The sequence below is a fragment of the Nonomuraea polychroma genome, assembly GCF_004011505.1.
In the GTDB taxonomy this organism is placed as follows: Bacteria; Actinomycetota; Actinomycetes; order Streptosporangiales; family Streptosporangiaceae; genus Nonomuraea; species Nonomuraea polychroma.
The window spans coordinates 2392768-2408348 of the sequence record NZ_SAUN01000001.1 but is presented as its reverse complement, the minus strand read 5'-3'; the positions used below and the strand labels follow the sequence as shown (position 1 = coordinate 2408348).

Below are 15581 nucleotides of genomic sequence, written 5' to 3'. Positions count from 1 at the left end.
TGAAGCATTGACAGTTCGTCAGGCTCGTGACAGCTTCGATGCGCTTCGCTGACCACACTCCCATCGAGCCTGCTTAGAGGTCTGACACGTGAGCTCCCCGTCTCTGCCCGCGGCCGACACGGTTCCCTTCAGGGACCCCGCACTGCCGATGCACAAGCGCGTCGACGATCTACTCGGACGGTTAACCTTCAACGAAAGAATCGCGATGCTGCACCAGTACGCGCCTGCCGTGCCGCGTCTGGGCATCGCCTCGTTCCGCACCGGGTCCGAAGCCCTGCACGGCGTGGCGTGGCTGGGGGTGGCGACGGTATTCCCGCAGGCAGTGGGCCTGGGGGCGACGTGGGACGAGGAGTTGGTACGGCTGGTCGCCGAGGCCATTTCCGTCGAGCTGCGCGCCTTCCACCGCCACCGCCCGCCCGTGATCGGCTCCGGCGCCAACAGCTTGCAGGCGTGGGCTCCCGTGGTGAACCTGTTGCGCGACCCGCGCTGGGGGCGCAACGAGGAGGGCTACTCCGAGGACCCGGTGCACACCGCGCGGCTCGGCGTGGCCTATTGCAAGGGCCTGGCCGGCGACCATCCGACCTTCCTTCGTGCCGCCCCGGTGCTCAAGCACTTCCTCGCCTACAACAACGAGGACGACCGATGCGTCACCTCCTCCGGCGTCCGTCCCCGTGTGCTGCAGGAATACGACCTGGCAGCGTTCCGGCCAGTGGTCGCCTCGGGCCTGGCCACCGGCGTGATGGCTGCGTACAACCTGGTCAACGGCCGTCCCTGCCACGTCAGCCCGCTCATCGAGACGGAGCTGCGGCGGTGGGCCGAGCCCACCGGGCACGAGCTGTTCGTGGTCAGCGACGCGGAGGCGCCGTCCAACCTGGTCGATCTGGAGCACTACTTCGACGACCACGTCGAATCCCATGCCGCCGCGCTCAAGGCCGGCATCGACAGCTTCACCGACCATGGCGAGGACAGCGCGACTCCGGTCGGCAGGCTGCGGGAGGCGCTGGGCCAGGGACTGATTGATGAGGAGGACATCAACCGCGCGGTGCGACGGCAACTTTCGCTGCGCTTCCGGCTCGGGGAGTTCGACCCGGACCTCGACCCGTACGCCGCCATCGGTCCCGAAGTGATCGACTGCGCCGAACACCGGGCTCTCGCCCTGCGGGCCGCGACCGAGTCGGTGGTGCTGCTCAAGAACGACGGCCTGCTGCCCCTGACGGGCACTCCTCGTGTGGCGGTCATCGGACCCGTCGTGGACACCCTGTTCGAGGACTGGTACAGCGGTACCCTGCCGTACCAGATCAGTGTCGCGGCGGGGCTGGACGAGGCGCTCGGCGAGGTCGTCCGCGTGGAAGGGGCCGACCGGATCGCGCTGCGGGCCCGCTCCACCGGTGAGCTGCTGGGCGGGTCATCCTTCGATGTCGTCGACTGGGGCGGCGGGGCGCTCACCCTGCGTGACGCCGCCACTGGCCGCTACCTCAGCGTCCAGGACGACGGCTCGCTGGCCGCAGACCGGGAGGTGCTCAAGACCTGGTTCATCAACGAAACCTTCCAGCTCGAACCGGTCCCCGGAAGCGTGGTGCTGCGCAACGTTCGCACCGGCCGGTACGCCGCGGTCGACCCCGTCGACGGGCGGCTCAGCGTCACCGCCGAAACCCCCGCCGACGCCGAGTGCTGGGAGCGGGAACTCCTGCATGACGGTACGGCGGAGGCCAGGGCCGCCGCCGAGGACGCCGATGTCGCCATCGTGGTGCTCGGCAACCACCCGCTGATCAATGGCCGCGAGACGGAAGACCGCCGGGATCTCGCGCTGCCCGCGGGACAGGAGGCGCTGCTGCGCGCGGTCGCCGAGGTCCGCCCCGAAACCGTGCTCGTCACGATGAGCAGCTACCCCTACGCCCTGGACTGGGCCGCCAAGCACCTGCCCGCCATGATGTGGACGTCCCACGGCGGGCAGGAAACCGGCCGAGCGCTGGCTGCCGTCCTGCTCGGCGAGGCCGACCCCGGGGGGCGGTTGCCGCAGACGTGGTACCTCGGCGACGACGAGCTCCCGCACCCGCTGGACTACGACATCATCAAGGCGGGCTGGACCTACCAGTACCACAGGGCCGCCCCGCTGTACCCCTTCGGCCACGGACTCTCCTACACGGACTTCGCCTACGGCGACCTGCGGCTCTCCTCGGGGACCCTGACCACGGACGGTGCGGTCGACGTCTCGATGACGCTGACCAACACCGGAACCCGGCCGGGATCCGAGGTGGTGCAGCTCTACGTCCGAGCGTTGAACGCGCGCTACGAGGCCCCCCGGCTGCGGCTCGCCGACTTCCGCAAGGTCGTGCTGTCACCGGGCGAGAGCCGGGAGCTCACCTTCCGGCTGTCAGCCGAGCACCTCGCTCACTGGGACGTGGCCGGCGGGGCCTTCACCACTGACCCCGGCGACTATGAGGTGCTGGTGGGCCGCTCCGCCGGTGACATCACCCAGGTGGCGCCGATCATGGTGAGCGGTCCCACCCCCGGGCCCCGCGTCGTCGTCGACAGGCACACCTCGGCCGTCGACTTCGACGACCACACGGGCATCACCCTGGTCGACGCCACCCGCACCACCGGCGACGCGGTCGCTCCCACCAGCCAGGCCCAGCCCGCGACGCTGCTGTTCCGCTCCACCGACCTGTCCGGGGCCATCCGCATCGAGGCCGAGGTCGCCGGTATGAGTGCGGGGAAGCTTGAGTTCCTGGCGGGCGACCGGCTCCTCACCGAAATCCCGGTGCCGGTCACCGGGTGCCGCTACACATGGACGACCGTCGCCGAAGACCTGGAGATGTCGCCGGAAGGCGTCCACGACCTGCAGGTGAACCTGCACGGCGACATCCGGCTCGCCGCGTTCCGCTTCGGCTCGACAGCCTGAAACGAGCGATTCGCCCCGGTCCCCGGCATCTGGCGTGGGACCGGGGGCCTTTTCACCTCCCGGCACGCAACGCGCGAGCGCCGCTCTGGCTGATCACCTCCCGCCGGAACTCGCGCGGCGAGATCCCGTACTCCGACCGGAACAGCTTGCTGAAATGACTGGGATCCTTGAGCCCCCAGCGTCCGGCGATGGCCTGGACGGGCACCTGGGCGAGCGCGGGGTCGCCCAGGTCCTGCCGGATGCGCTCCAGCCGCCGCCGGCGGACGTGCTCTCCGACGGTCTGGCCCTGCTGCTCGAACAGCTTGTGCAGGTAGCGCGGCGAGACATGGTGGGCGGCGGCGATCGTGCCGGGGAGCAGGTCGTCGCCGAGGTGCTGGTCGATGTGGTCCAGGATCCGCGCCAGCAGGGCCGCGCCGTCACCGGGCGGATCCGGCCGCGACGACTCGCGCAGCACCGTCCCGAGCATGGCGGTGACGTGCTCGCCCAGCTCGCGTCCGGCCAGCGGGCCCAGCCCCGGCGCCTGATCGGCCATCTCCGTCAGCATGGCCGCCAGGATCCGCGCGCTGGGCAGCCGGAGGATCTCGCGGTTGGCGGTGACGTCGCAGGCGGTGCCGAAGAGCCGGTCCACCGTGGCCGGGATTCTCATCAGGAAATAGCGGTAGGGGCCGTCGAGCTCCAGCCGGAACGGCCGCCCGCCGGCGTAGAGCATGAACTCGCCGGGCGACAGCGAGGCGAGGCGGCCGTCCTGTTCGAGCCGGCCGCGTCCGGACCGGAGCAGGCTGAGCAGATACTCCCCGTCCGGCACGGACGGCGACGGAAGGGAGCGCACCCGGACCGGATCATCGCTGGTGAACTCGCACGCCCCCATCATGCCGAAGCGGTACGGCCTCATCTCCGCCTGGTAGGGGCGCCCCTCGTCCCGTACGAGCACCGCGTCGGAAGCGCGCACACCATGGTGTGCGGGGGTGTCGAGATAACCGTAGACAAGGGTGCCGTCCTGTCTCCGCTCGATGGGCATGGCCACTCCTCTACCGGGCCGTTCGCGCGTGATTCAGTGTCGGGCCAAGCGCTGGAAGACCACAAGTGTGCGCTCTCGCGCCAGTTCGACCACCACATCGCGGCCATCATCTGAACATCCCATCCGGTCAACGCGGTGAAAGGCGGACCAGATCGTGGACGTTCTCCTCGCCATCCTCAGCCAATTCGGGCTGTACGGTTTGCTCACCCTCGGTGTCGCGATCATCTTCGCCGCGCTGCGGGTGGTCAACCTCGCCCAGGGCGACCTGGCGATGACCGGCGCGTACGTGGCCGCCACCGCCACCACCGTGGCGTTCGGCTGGCGTGTGCTGCTGGCCTGCGTGCTGTGCGTGGCGCCGCTCATGATGATCGAGCGGATTCTGTTGCGGCGCCCCCTCGCGGACGGACTGGCCACGATGCTGGTCACCTGGGGTGTGGGAATGGCGCTGCGGCAGGTCGCCGAGCTGGTCTTCACCTCTACGTCCCGGACGGCCGCGGCTCCCGTGGAGAGCACGGTCGAGCTGCTAGGCACCCCTTATCCGGCGTACCGGCTGATATCCGGCCTCGTGGCCGTGGCGGTCATCGGAGCCGTCCTGTTCGCCGCCTACCGGACGGGCTGGGGGCTCACGCTGCGCGCCGTCGCGGACAACCCGACGATGGCGGCGCTGCTCGGCACCGATCCGCGCCGCATGCGGACCGCGGCCTTCGTCGCCGGCGGGATGCTGGCCGTGCTCGCGGGGGCTCTGTACAGCCCGCTCCTGGCGGTGAATCCGTCGATGGGCTTCGGCCTGCTCGTGCCCATGTTCTTCGCCCTGCTGTTCAGCCGCCCTGGTGCCCTCGGTGCGGCGGTCACGGCGGCATTCCTGGTGGCCGCCCTGGCGGTCCTGCTGCGCACCTGGCTCACCGACACCCTCGCCGATGCCCTCTTCTACATCGTCATCATCGGGGCCGCGGCGCTCAGGTCGCGTTCCCACGTACGGAGGTTGCTCTCATGGTCCCGTCGCATCCTTTCTCCCGCACGGTCGTCCTGACCACCGTTGCGGCGGCACTGCTGACCTTGACGGCGTGCAGCGGATCGGCCGTCTCCAGCGCCGCGGGCGACTCCGGGGCGCCGCTGAAGATAGGGGTGGTGGTCCCGCTCACCGGCCCGGTCGGCGAGACGGGGAAGGCACTGCAGCGCGGTCTCGAGCTGGGCGTGCAGAAGGTCAACGACAGCGGCGGGGTGGGCGGCAAGAAGGTCGAGTACGTCGTCGTCGACGACGCCGGCGACCCGGCCACCTCCACCCAGCTGGCCCGCAAGCTCATCCAGCAGGATCGCGTGTCAATGCTGTTCGGCACCATCACCGGCGACACCGCCGAGGCCGTGAGCAAGGTGGCCGAGGATGCCAAGGTGCCGTTCGGCACCGCCATCCTGGGCGACACCGAGGGCTGCTTCCCCTACTCATGGGGATTCGGCGAATCCACCCGCCAAATCCTGCTCCCCAGCGTCCCTGAGCTGATCGGCACATACGGCAAGCGGGTGGCCATCGTCGGGTCAGACTACAACTACCCGCACTTCTACGCCGGCATCGCCAAGGAGATCGCCAAGTCGGCCGGCGGCACGATCGTCGCCGAGGAGTACAGCCCGCTCGGCCAGACCGACTGGCAGTCGGTCATCACCCGGTTGAAGGACGCCGAGCCCGACGTGCTGCTGTCCATGGTGGTCGGCGCGGACGCTGTGGCCTTCAGCCGGCAGGCCAAGCAGTTCGGGCTGCTGACGTCCAGGCTGGGCTACGACGGCGCGCCCCTGGACACCGACTACTATCCGGCGCTCGCCGATCTCGTGAACGGGCGCACCCACGTCGTGCGCTGGACGGACCAGCTCGACAACGCCGAGAGCAAGGAGTTCGTCGCCGACTACCGTGCGAAGTACACGTTCACGCCGCCCATTCCGGAGGTCGCGGGCAACGCCTACTTCGGCGTCCAGTTCTTCCTCGCCGCCGCCGGCAAAGTCGGCCGCAACGACCCGCAGGCGATCAACACCGAGATCGGCAAGATGCGCTTCGACTCCCCGTTGGGCAAGGGCACGCACTTCGAGCCGGCCAACCACCTGCTGCAGGCGGACATGCTGGAGACCACCATCGAGCCCGGCGGCGCCTACAAGGTGACACGCAACCTCGGCCCGATCGCCGACAACGTGGCCAAGCAGGGTTGCTCATGAGCGAGCGAATCCATGGCAACGGCGGCGACGTCGCCGCCGACGTCGTGAGCGACCGGCCCACGCCCGACGTCACGGCGGTGTCCACCGGGGCTCTCCGCAGGGGGCGGCCACGCGGGCCGGCCGTGGCCGCCACCGCACTGGTGCTCCTCGCCCTGGCGGCGGCGCCTTTCGGGCTCAGCGCCTTCGCCGTCGCCACCCTGACCCTGGGCCTGTGCTACGGCCTGTTCACCTACGGCCTGGACCTGGCCTGGGGACGGGCGGGACTGCTCAGCGTCGGCCATGCGGCGTTCTTCGGCTGCGGCGCCTACGCGGTGGCGCTGAGCGAAGAGCACGGCGTTCCCCTGGCATTCGCGCTGGCCGGGGCCCTGGTCGCGGCGACCGTGATCGCCCTGATCGTGGTCAGGATCAGCCTGACGTCCGGCATCCCCGACGCGCCGCTGATCCTGCTGACGCTCGGCGTCAGCCTGCTCCTGCAGAAGGCGGCGACCACGCTCACGCCGCTCACCAACGGAAGCAACGGCCTGACGGTGTCCACCTCGGACGTGGTCACGACCTACTACCGGACGCTGATCGCCGTGGTCCTGGTGGTGGGGCTGTGCACCCTGCTGATCGTCCGTAGCCGGTTCGGAGCCCGGCTGACAGCGGCGGCCCGCAACCCGGAACGCGCCGCGCAGTCCGGCATCGACACCGTCCGCGTCCGGTCGGCCGCCTTCGCCGCCAGCGCGGCCGTGTCGACGATCGCCGGAGCGCTCTACGCCCCCGTCGCCGGGCTGATTTCCCCGACCGTGTTCGGCCTGGGGCTGTCGACCAGCGTCCTGGTCTGGCTCGCCGTGGGCGGCCGGGAATCCACGCTGGGCGCCGTGTTCGGCGCGGTGGCGCTCACGACCGGCCAGCAGATCCTGGGCCCCAGCTGGCAGGGCTGGTACGTCCTGGGACTCGCCATCCTGTTCGTCCTGATCGTTCAGGTCGCGCCGGACGGCCTGGCGGGCCTGGCCCGCACCTGGCTGTCGGGCGGCACGCCCACCGTGAAACTGCCCCCGGCCACCGCCAAGGGCGGAGGGTCCGGGACGCCGCCGCAATCCGGCCCGGACGCCGCCCTCAGCCTGCAGCAGATCGCCAAATCCTTCGGCCCGGTCCGGGTGCTCGACGGCGTGGACCTCACCGTGCGGCCGGGCCGGTGCGTCTGCCTGATCGGGCCGAACGGCGCGGGCAAGAGCACACTGCTGGCCATCGTCGCCGGCCAGCTCGCGGCCGACGCCGGCACGGTGCGCATCTTCGGCCAGGACGCCTCGGCCGTACCGGTGCACCGCCGGGTGCGCATGGGTGTCGGCCGCATGTTCCAGATTCCCAGTGTCGTCACCGAGCTGTCTCCCGCCGACAACATCCGGCTGGCCCGCATGGAGGCACCGGTAAGGGCCGACCTGCCGCAGGACTACCAGGACCTGGTCACCGGCGACACGACGGCGGCGGGCACCCTGCCGCTGGCCGACCGGCGGCGCCTGGAACTGGCCATGGTCCTCGCCGGAAGCCCGCGGCTGGTCCTGCTGGACGAGCCGGCGGCAGGGATGGGACGCCAGGATGCCCGGCGGCTGACCCGGGAGTTGAAACAGGTCGCCGAACGGACCGGCTGCGCCATGCTCGTCGTCGAGCATGACATGGACATCGTCAGAGAGCTCGCCGACGACGTCGTGGTCCTGCACGGCGGCCGGATCATCGCACATGGGCCGATGGACGAGATCGTGGCCGACGCCGCCGTGCGCGAGGCCTACCTGGGGCGGGGCTGATGCTGACACTGACTGGAATGTCCGGCGGATACGGGCAGGCGAACGTCGTCCGCGGCGTGACCGCACAGGTCGCGGGGGGTGAGGTGGTCGCGCTGCTGGGACGCAACGGGACGGGTAAGACGACCCTCCTCCGTACGATATTCGGCCTGGCCGACCGGCAGGGCGGTGAGATCGTCTTCGACGGCCACGCCGTGCCGCCGGGCCGTCCCGACCTGCTCGCCCGGTGGGGCGCCGCGCTCATGCCCGAGAACCGCGGCGTGTTCCCATCGCTGACCGTCGCGGAGAACGTCCGGCTGGCCACGCGGAAGGGATTCGTCCCCGCCATCGACCCGCGAGACCTCTTCCCGCTGCTGGCCGAGCGGGCCGGCCAGCCGGCGGGCACCCTGTCCGGCGGGCAGAAACAGCAGCTCGGCGTGGCCCGGGCGATCCTCGCCGGCCGGCGCATGGTCGTGATCGACGAGCTGACCCAGGGCCTGCAGCCCTCGGTCGTGACCGAGGTGCTGGCCGGGCTGGCCGCCGTCGCCGCGGCCGGCGTGGCCGTGATCGTCGTCGACCAGCACGCCGGGTTGATGCTCGGCTGGTGCCATCGCGCCGTCGTCATGGAGGCGGGCCGCGTCGTGCTCGACGCGCCGGTCGGCCCCGAAACCCGCCGGCAGCTCGACGAGCTGCTGATGGTTCGCTGATCCCTGTTTGGAGTTGACATGGACCCCTTCGCCGCCGCCGTCGACCTCGCCACGGCCGTACGCAAGCGAGAGCTGAGCCCTGTTGAGATCGCCGACACCTACCTGAACCGGATCGACCGCTACGACCCCGGTCTCACCTCCTTCGTCTGGCGCAACGACGACGAGGTGCGCGCCGCCGCCAAGCGGGCCGAGCAGGCCGTGACCGACGGTGCGGACCTGCCGCCCTTCCACGGAGTGCCGATTCCGATCAAGGAGCTCACCGAGGCGGAAGGGCAGCCGGCCACGTACGGCTCCCTGGGCGTGGACGACCGGCCCAGGCCGCAGAACGAACCCGTCGTGCAGCGTTTCGTGGATGCCGGGTTCCTGCTCATGGGCCGTACGAACTCGCCCGAGATGGGCCTGCTGTCCACCACCGAGAACAGCCGTTTCGGCACCACTCGCAACCCCTGGGACCCGTTCCGCAGCCCCGGCGGGTCCAGCGGAGGAGCGGCGGCCGCGGTGGCCGCCGGGCTGTGCCCCGTGGCGCACGCCAACGACGGCGGCGGCTCGATCCGCATGCCGTCCTCCAGTTGCGGCCTGGTGGGGCTCAAGCCCAGCCGGGGGCGGGTCCCGCAGCAGGTGGCGGCCTGGGAGCACGCCACCGTCGAGGGGGCCATCACCCGTTACACGCGCGACGCCGCCGCCCTGCTCGACGTCATGTCCGTACCGGACCGGCTGGCCATGTACCGCGCACCCGCGCCGGAGCGCCCCTTCGCGGAGGAGGTGGGGCGTGACAGCGGGCGGCTGCGCATCGGCCTGCTCACCGAGGCGCCCACCGGTATGCCGGTGGATCCCGTCTGCGCCGAGGCGGCCGAGCGGGCGGCGCGGCTCCTGGAATCCCTCGGGCACGACGTCTTCCCCGTCTCCCCCCGGTTCTTCAGCGAGGAGGCCATCACGGGGTACGCGCTGACGGTCCTGGACGCCGCTCTGTGGGGCGTGCCCTACGACCAGCCGGAACTCGCCGAACCGCACCTGCGCCGCCGAATGGAGCGCGCGACGACCAGGCACTCCGGCGAATACGTACGGGCCGCGCTCCGCCTGCAGGCGGAATCCCGCGCCGTCGTCGCCCAGTGGGGAACCGACTTCGACGTCCTGCTCACCCCCACCATGGCCTGCCCTCCGCCGCCCGTGGACGCCGTGCTGCAGGAGGCCAACGACAACCCCGATGGGCTGCGGGTCACCGAAACCCAGATGATCTCCTTCACCGCGGTGTGCAACATGACCGGCCTGCCGGCGATCAGCCTTCCCCTGCACATGTCCCCGGCCGGTCTCCCGATCGGCGCCCAGCTGGTGGGCGGTCCCTGGGACGAGGCCGTGCTGATCCGCCTGGCGGCCGCCCTGGAGACCGTGGACCCGTGGCCCCTGCGCCGCCCCTCGGGCTTCATGGCGAACTGAGCGCCGGCGGTCACGACGGGCGGCGGGCGCGCTCTGTGAGGCCGACCTGCGGCATAGAAACCGAGCCGACCAGCCAGGCGACGGGGAAGCCTGGGCTCGGGGATGCCGGTTCAGCGCCTTGCGTCAGCTCGTGCAAAGCTCAAGGGATTGCTCAGTACGGAGGAACTGTGCGGTGACCTCGGCTATCAGCTGGTAGGGGTTGAGATCGGTGGCCGATCGGATCGTGTCGAGATAGGCAGGAGCCCACGGCAGGACGTGCTCATTCAGGAGTTCCTCGACGATGTGGCGAGTTTCGGGGGTGCTGCCGGAGCGGAGGGTACGGTCATGGAGATGCGACAAGACCGCCAACTGCACCGACAGGTGGTCGGTCGCCAGGATGGGGAGGTCTTGGGGAACCGCGGGCTGAAGGCCATGGCGGTACAGGAAATGGGTGAATGCGCGTTCGGCGCGGCCACCTAGCATTGCCTCGCCGCGTTGAATTGACTCGTACGGAGGGCAGAGCGCATGAGGGCCGATGAACAGCCGGCAGAACTCGACGCAGAGCGCCTCCAAAGCGTGTTCTTCTCCACCTTGTTCGAGGTGGGGGCTGATGAGCATGGCGCCGCTGGATTCGTCGGTCAGTTCGGTCTCAGCGGTTTGCAGGGCTCGATAGAGCGGCGGATCGATCTCTCTGGACAGGATTCGGGAGGCAAGTTCGTACAGATTCCGCCTGGCACTCAGTTCGTTTCGCACATCCGGCCCCTCACAGTTTCCGGATACGGACGATGGTGTCGTGGTAGGCCTGCTGCCCGGACACAGGGTCTGGATAGATCGGCATGATGTCGTTCTGTGGAACGCTGAGAGCCCCCGCCCACCATGGCTGTTCCTTGGCGTCGTGGGATGCGGGGCCGTAGGCGGGGATTCGTGCCTGGTCGCGGCCGTTGGTGGCTATTGGGCCGCCGTGGGAGCGTCCGCTGTTATGGGAGATGGCTATCACTGAGGGATGTACGCCCTCGGTGAGGTGGACGCGGGTGCGCAGGGATCCGAGCTCCGAGCCGTCACCGTGCGGCACGTGCGGGTCATGCGGGCGGAAGCTGGTGACCTCTATCCAATCCCCCTCGGACAGCCCGAGCTGCGCCGCCGTGGCCGTGTTGAGCCAGGCGGGATTGGAGTGGACGATCTCCTGGAGCCACTTTGACTGGCCGGTCCGGTGGGCGTTGTGGACGTTCCACTTGAAGCTGATCATGATCAGCTCGTCCGCGGCGAAAGGTCGGCTATGGCTGGGGATGGGGTCGTAGATCGGGAGCGGATCGATGCGCTTGTCGGCCTGTTCGCCCTTCACCGCGATGAACGTGCTGGAGACCTCGACCTTGCGTGAAGGGGTGGTGAAGCCACGGCGGGCGATGCCGTTGATGAGGATGCCGATCGCCTGGCGTTCGCCGGTCTTGGGATCAGTGCCCTTGTAGATGACTCCCGTCGGCTCGTCGATCTCGCTTCCGGCCAGTTCCTCGTCACTGAGCCGGCGCTCGTAGGGCAGGTAGTGCGGCCGCTTCCGGGGGTCTTGCCAGGCACCGTGGGCGCGCATGTGGCTCAGGCCACCGGGGACGGCGCGAAAGTACTCCTCGAAGTACTCTTCCGGCGTCTGCCAGGGGAAATACCGCTCCATGCCGCCGCCGATGCGCCGGGCGAGCTCCGGGAAGACCTCCCGGAGGTCTTTGGTCTCCCCGAGCGGCCGGACGACCGGCTGGCGAAGTCCGACGTAGTCCACGAGTCCCTGAGGTGGTCGTGCGTCGATGTCCCACCGCTCCAGATAGGTGGTCCAGGGCAGGACGATGTCGGCGAGATGGGCGGTTTCCGAGTACATCACGTCCATGCAGAAGTGGAAGGGGATGAGCTCTTCGTCCGCCAGCACGTCCCTGACCAGGTTGGCCTCGGGCCAAGCCCACGCCTGGTCGCAGTTGTAGGTCATCAGGGCGGAGACGCGTTGCCGGCGTTCCTTGATCCACAGGTAGACGATCTCGCCGACCTTCATCTCCCTGCCCTGCCAGGCGTTGGCCAGTGGCCAGTCCTTGGCATCGGCGATGACACTGCGGACCGTGGGCTTGGGTGGAATGGGCCCGGGCTCGGGGAACTGCTTGTCGTCCCATTCGGCGTTCGGATGCCAGCACCAGCCGCCGGCCTTGCCCATGTTGCCGACCAGGGCGTTGAGCACGGTGATGGCTCGATCGTTGTAGAAACCGTTGCGGTGGGCGTGGGATCCGCGGTTGCAGATCGTGGTGCACCGCGGGGCGGCGGCGGCGAATTCGCGGGCGATGCGGCGGATCGCCGTGGCGGGCATGCCGCTTTCGGCTTCGGCGCGCTCGGGAGTGTAGGAGCGGACGTGCTCGGCGTACTTGTCCGCCGGGTAGTTGCACCAGGTGTCGAACCACTCCTTGTCCCACAGGCCTTCGGCGCAGATCACGTTGGACATCGCCAGCGCGATGAGCCCGTCGGTTCCCGGCTTCACGCAGAACCATTCGTCGGACAGGGCCGCCGTATTGGAGAGTCGCGACTCGAGCGTCACGATCTTGGCGTTGTTGTGCTCGCGGGCACGCATCATCCGGGTGGCCACCGGGATATGGCCCTGGTGGGCTTCGGCCCAGTTGCAGCCGAAGTTCAGAATGTAGCGGCTGTTCTCGAAGTCTCCGAGGTCCCAGTCTGATTCGCCGATCGTCGTCAGGATGGCGGCACGTCGGTTCAACGAGCACAGTGCCCGGTGAGTGAAGTGCGACGGGGTGCCGTATGCGTTGAGGAAACGACGGACGATGTCCTTGGATCGGTTGCGTCCCTGTTGGAGCGCGAACTCCTCAGGATGTCCGCTCTCGCGGATGGCGCGCAGCCGGTCCGCGATCTCGTCGTATGCCTCCTCCCAGGAAATCCGCCGCCAGCGGCCCTCCCCACGTCTGCCGACCCGCTTCAGCGGATACAGCAGTCGGTACGGGTCGTACAGCACCGAGGGCCCGGCGACCCCCTTGGCGCAGATTGAGCCTCGGCTGTTTGGATCTTCAGGATTGCCCTCGATCGTGAGCAGCCGCCCTTCACGGACGTTGGCGATGATTCCGCAGGCGGTTGTGCACATCTGGCACATGGACGGTACCCGCGTGACCGCACCCGTCGTCTTGCCAGGCGTGAATCGAGGACCTGGTTCGACTGCCTGGTTGACGATCTCGATCGTTCCCAGTCCAGCGGCGGCGGCACCCGCCAGCGCGCCGATGCGGAAGAGGTCTCGGCGCGTCAGATCGTCGAACATGAGAGTCCCCTTGATCAGCCTGCAAGGAAGATTAAGTAGCGGACGGCGGCCGCGCCGACGAGGATCGCGAGCGCGCTCACCATCACAGCTGCTCGCCGACGGGAAAGGAGCAGGCACGCGGTGGGCGTGGCGACGCCGACCGCGACCACCAGGCCCCAGAACGGCAGCGCGTACGCGCCTGCCACCACCTCAGCCAGCAGTCGCCGCTGCAGCGGATCGCCGTTCAGGGACAGCCCCTCGAATATCAGAGCAAGGAGATAGCCGCCCAGCAACGTCGCCATCCCTGCCCGCGACACACTTCGGGCGCTGTCCACATGGGGCATCAACTCGACGATCAGTACGGCGCCGGCGGCACCCATGAGCAGGGAAGTCAGCAGGAAGATGAGCGCTGCCCCACTGGTGGCGGCCAAGGGAGATCCCCATGAACGCGACAGGACCGAGACGGGATAGATGGCCAGCCCGAAGCTGAGCGCGATCAGAAGCCAGGCCGGCACGGTTCTGATCCATCGTGGAAGCGTCCTCGCCGAAGCACTCCTGTCCGCTCGCCGGCGCCGCTCCAGCTGATAGAGCAGCACCGCGAGCAGGAACATCTTGACGGCAATGAGCTTGGCCCCGACCGAGATTGGCGATCCCAGGTTGTCGAAACGGGTGAGCATGAGGAAGAAGCCGGCGGGACGGCCGAGGTCCACCACCAAGATGACGCTGACCACGGCCAGGACGCCCAGCGCCACCCAAGAGCCGACACGTTCCACCGCGGCCCAACCGGGATACCGCCGCGTCCGTGCCCACCACGAGATCACAGTGAGCCCGCTCGGCATTCCCACCAGGACGAAGTAAGCCCCCAAAGGGGCGCCCCACGGCGTCTCCGGGAGCGGATCGCCTAGGGTCATCACTGTGTTCCGGGCAAGTCGGCCTCCGTGTCGATCTGCACGCCGTCCTCGGCGATGAGGCTCAGGGCGTTCCGGGGGTCGATGTACAGGACACGGGGCTGTGTTCCCTTCTCCTCTTTCCATGATCGGACGGGGTGAGATCCGGCCTTTCTGGCGATCTCACTGTCGGGATCGTCGAGGTCACCGAAGATCCGGCACTTGGTGGGACACGCCTCAACACAGGCCGGCTGCCGCCCTTCTGCCGTCCGATGCTCACAGAAGGTGCACTTCTGCGCCGCGTTCTTCTCGACGTCCACATAGATGGCGCCGTACGGGCAGGCGGCCATGCAGAACCGATTGAGGTTGCAGTCTCCTTCGTCGATCGTGACCTCGCCGTTTTCCAGGCGCACGATCGCCCCTGTCGGGCAGGCGTTCAGGCAGGGCGCGTCTTCGCAGTGGTTGCACAGAACGGGAATGAAATGCCGGGTCGCGTGGGGATAGGTGCCGTCCTCGACATACTTCACCGTGTCGCGGAAGACGCCGAGCGGGACGTCGAACTCGGCCTTGCAGGCGACTGAGCAGGCATGGCATCCGATGCAGGTGTTGAGATCGATGAGCATTCCGAGTCGCACCATGCGGTTCTCCTCGTCCATCGTGGTGCTCTGCCCTCTCGACTTTAGAAACATATAGAACCACGTCAACCGGCGACGGGCCGTATTTGGCAATACGGTTGCGCCGTAAAGCATGATCCCCAAGGTTGGGTTCCCGGCCAGGTGTTCGCATGGCGGCGATATGGCACTTGACCTGGCCAAATGTCAGCCTTCCATGATTTTTTCCTTTTGACAGTTGACGCTAACGTAAGCCGCGACGTACATTTCTGAGTGTCAGCAACCGAAGCCGAACGACAAGCGGAGGAGCTGGACCGACAATCGAGACACCGGATGTGAACCATGGATGAGAAGCGGGATCTGGACGGGGTGTTGCGGGCGATTGCCGAGCCGCGACGCCGGGCGATCTTGGGTCTCATCGCCACCAACGAACTGCCTGCCGGCGAGATCGCCCAGCACTTCTCGGTGACGCGGTCGGCGGTCTCTCAACACCTTCAGGTACTCAAGGACGCAGGCCTGATCACCGAGCGGCGGGACGGAACTCGCCGGCTGTATCGGGCGAGTGAGATCACCCTCGGTGAGCTGCGCGCCTTCTTCGAGGGCCTGTGGAGTGACAGCCTCGACCGTGCGCGATCCCTCGCGGAGGGTTCGAACGGCGGCGGAAACGGGTCGGCGCCCCACTAGCCGAGGCGCCCCGTAATCGATCACAAAGAGTTCTGCGGACACCCACTCATTGGCGTTGTTTCGCTTGCGCTGAATCAGGCTGAGAGCCCGTGCGTGGGTGGAGTCTGCCCCAAAACAGGGACAAGGAGTGTC

General features: G+C 68.6%; 12 protein-coding genes. 7 read left to right on the top strand and 5 right to left on the bottom strand.

The genetic code is table 11. The features are described 5' to 3' along the window. The first annotated feature begins 88 nt into the window (after positions 1 to 88). On the top strand, positions 89 to 2902 hold the full coding sequence (locus EDD27_RS10745) for a glycoside hydrolase family 3 protein (protein ID WP_206641341.1): 2814 nt from the start codon (positions 89 to 91) through the stop codon (positions 2900 to 2902). Between the two features lie 52 nt (positions 2903 to 2954). Here the strand turns inward: EDD27_RS10745 and EDD27_RS10740 are convergent, their stop codons facing one another. After that, a complete protein-coding gene (locus EDD27_RS10740) occupies positions 2955 to 3920 on the bottom strand; it encodes an AraC-like ligand-binding domain-containing protein (protein WP_127932272.1) in 966 nt (321 codons plus the stop codon). A gap of 154 nt (positions 3921 to 4074) precedes the next feature. Here EDD27_RS10740 and EDD27_RS10735 point away from each other — a divergent pair, with 154 nt between their 5' ends. From EDD27_RS10735 to EDD27_RS10715, 5 genes are read left to right on the top strand one after another with little or no spacing between them, the layout of a single operon-like run. Next, positions 4075 to 4950, top strand: a complete 876-nt coding sequence (locus EDD27_RS10735; protein ID WP_164903569.1) for a branched-chain amino acid ABC transporter permease — start codon at positions 4075 to 4077, stop codon at positions 4948 to 4950. Beyond that, positions 4911 to 6119, top strand: a complete 1209-nt coding sequence (locus tag EDD27_RS10730) for an ABC transporter substrate-binding protein (RefSeq protein WP_127932270.1) — start codon at positions 4911 to 4913, stop codon at positions 6117 to 6119. The genes EDD27_RS10735 and EDD27_RS10730 overlap by 40 nt, the downstream gene beginning before the upstream one ends. Continuing rightward, a complete protein-coding gene (locus EDD27_RS10725; RefSeq protein ID WP_127932269.1) occupies positions 6116 to 7903 on the top strand; it encodes a branched-chain amino acid ABC transporter ATP-binding protein/permease in 1788 nt (595 codons plus the stop codon). Before EDD27_RS10730 ends, EDD27_RS10725 begins: the two co-directional genes overlap by 4 nt. Positions 7904 to 7920: 17 nt before the next feature. Further along, the gene (locus EDD27_RS10720; RefSeq protein WP_164903568.1) at positions 7921 to 8586 is read left to right on the top strand and encodes an ATP-binding cassette domain-containing protein; all 666 of its coding nucleotides are present in this window, start codon (positions 7921 to 7923) and stop codon (positions 8584 to 8586) included. An 18-nt stretch (positions 8587 to 8604) separates the two neighbouring features. Next, on the top strand, positions 8605 to 10020 hold the full coding sequence (locus EDD27_RS10715; RefSeq protein WP_127932267.1) for an amidase: 1416 nt from the start codon (positions 8605 to 8607) through the stop codon (positions 10018 to 10020). A gap of 123 nt (positions 10021 to 10143) precedes the next feature. Here the strand turns inward: EDD27_RS10715 and EDD27_RS10710 are convergent, their stop codons facing one another. Genes EDD27_RS10710 through EDD27_RS10695 form a run of 4 tightly spaced genes read right to left on the bottom strand, consistent with a single transcriptional unit; the run spans position 10144 to position 14810 of the window. Then, positions 10144 to 10752, bottom strand: coding sequence for a TorD/DmsD family molecular chaperone (locus tag EDD27_RS10710; protein ID WP_127932266.1), 609 nt, complete (start codon positions 10750 to 10752; stop codon positions 10144 to 10146). 10 nt (positions 10753 to 10762) lie between these two features. Next, the gene (locus EDD27_RS10705; RefSeq protein ID WP_127932265.1) at positions 10763 to 13288 is read right to left on the bottom strand and encodes a molybdopterin-containing oxidoreductase family protein; all 2526 of its coding nucleotides are present in this window, start codon (positions 13286 to 13288) and stop codon (positions 10763 to 10765) included. Positions 13289 to 13302: 14 nt separating this feature from the next. Beyond that, complete coding sequence (gene nrfD / locus EDD27_RS10700; protein WP_164903567.1) at positions 13303 to 14178, bottom strand: NrfD/PsrC family molybdoenzyme membrane anchor subunit; 876 nt, start codon at positions 14176 to 14178, stop codon at positions 13303 to 13305. Beyond that, on the bottom strand, positions 14178 to 14810 hold the full coding sequence (locus EDD27_RS10695; protein WP_206641340.1) for a 4Fe-4S dicluster domain-containing protein: 633 nt from the start codon (positions 14808 to 14810) through the stop codon (positions 14178 to 14180). Before EDD27_RS10695 ends, nrfD begins: the two co-directional genes overlap by 1 nt. Before the next feature lie 297 nt (positions 14811 to 15107). Between EDD27_RS10695 and EDD27_RS10690 the strand changes: the two genes are divergently transcribed. Continuing rightward, positions 15108 to 15449 (top strand): ArsR/SmtB family transcription factor, encoded by a 342-nt coding sequence (locus tag EDD27_RS10690; RefSeq protein WP_127932263.1) that lies wholly within the window; start codon positions 15108 to 15110, stop codon positions 15447 to 15449. Positions 15450 to 15581 lie beyond the last annotated feature (132 nt).

What these genes read in the sequence shown, in the direction of transcription:
- EDD27_RS10740 (WP_127932272.1), bottom strand. Translation starts at nt 3,920, where the DNA reads ATGCCCATCGAGCGGAGACAGGACGGCACCCTTGTCTACGGTTATCTC.
- EDD27_RS10730 (WP_127932270.1), top strand. Translation starts at nt 4,911, where the DNA reads ATGGTCCCGTCGCATCCTTTCTCCCGCACGGTCGTCCTGACCACCGTT.
- EDD27_RS10725 (WP_127932269.1), top strand. Translation starts at nt 6,116, where the DNA reads ATGAGCGAGCGAATCCATGGCAACGGCGGCGACGTCGCCGCCGACGTC.
- EDD27_RS10720 (WP_164903568.1), top strand. Translation starts at nt 7,921, where the DNA reads ATGTCCGGCGGATACGGGCAGGCGAACGTCGTCCGCGGCGTGACCGCA.
- EDD27_RS10715 (WP_127932267.1), top strand. Translation starts at nt 8,605, where the DNA reads ATGGACCCCTTCGCCGCCGCCGTCGACCTCGCCACGGCCGTACGCAAG.
- EDD27_RS10705 (WP_127932265.1), bottom strand. Translation starts at nt 13,288, where the DNA reads ATGTTCGACGATCTGACGCGCCGAGACCTCTTCCGCATCGGCGCGCTG.
- nrfD (WP_164903567.1), bottom strand. Translation starts at nt 14,178, where the DNA reads ATGACCCTAGGCGATCCGCTCCCGGAGACGCCGTGGGGCGCCCCTTTG.
- EDD27_RS10695 (WP_206641340.1), bottom strand. Translation starts at nt 14,810, where the DNA reads ATGGACGAGGAGAACCGCATGGTGCGACTCGGAATGCTCATCGATCTC.
- EDD27_RS10690 (WP_127932263.1), top strand. Translation starts at nt 15,108, where the DNA reads ATGGATGAGAAGCGGGATCTGGACGGGGTGTTGCGGGCGATTGCCGAG.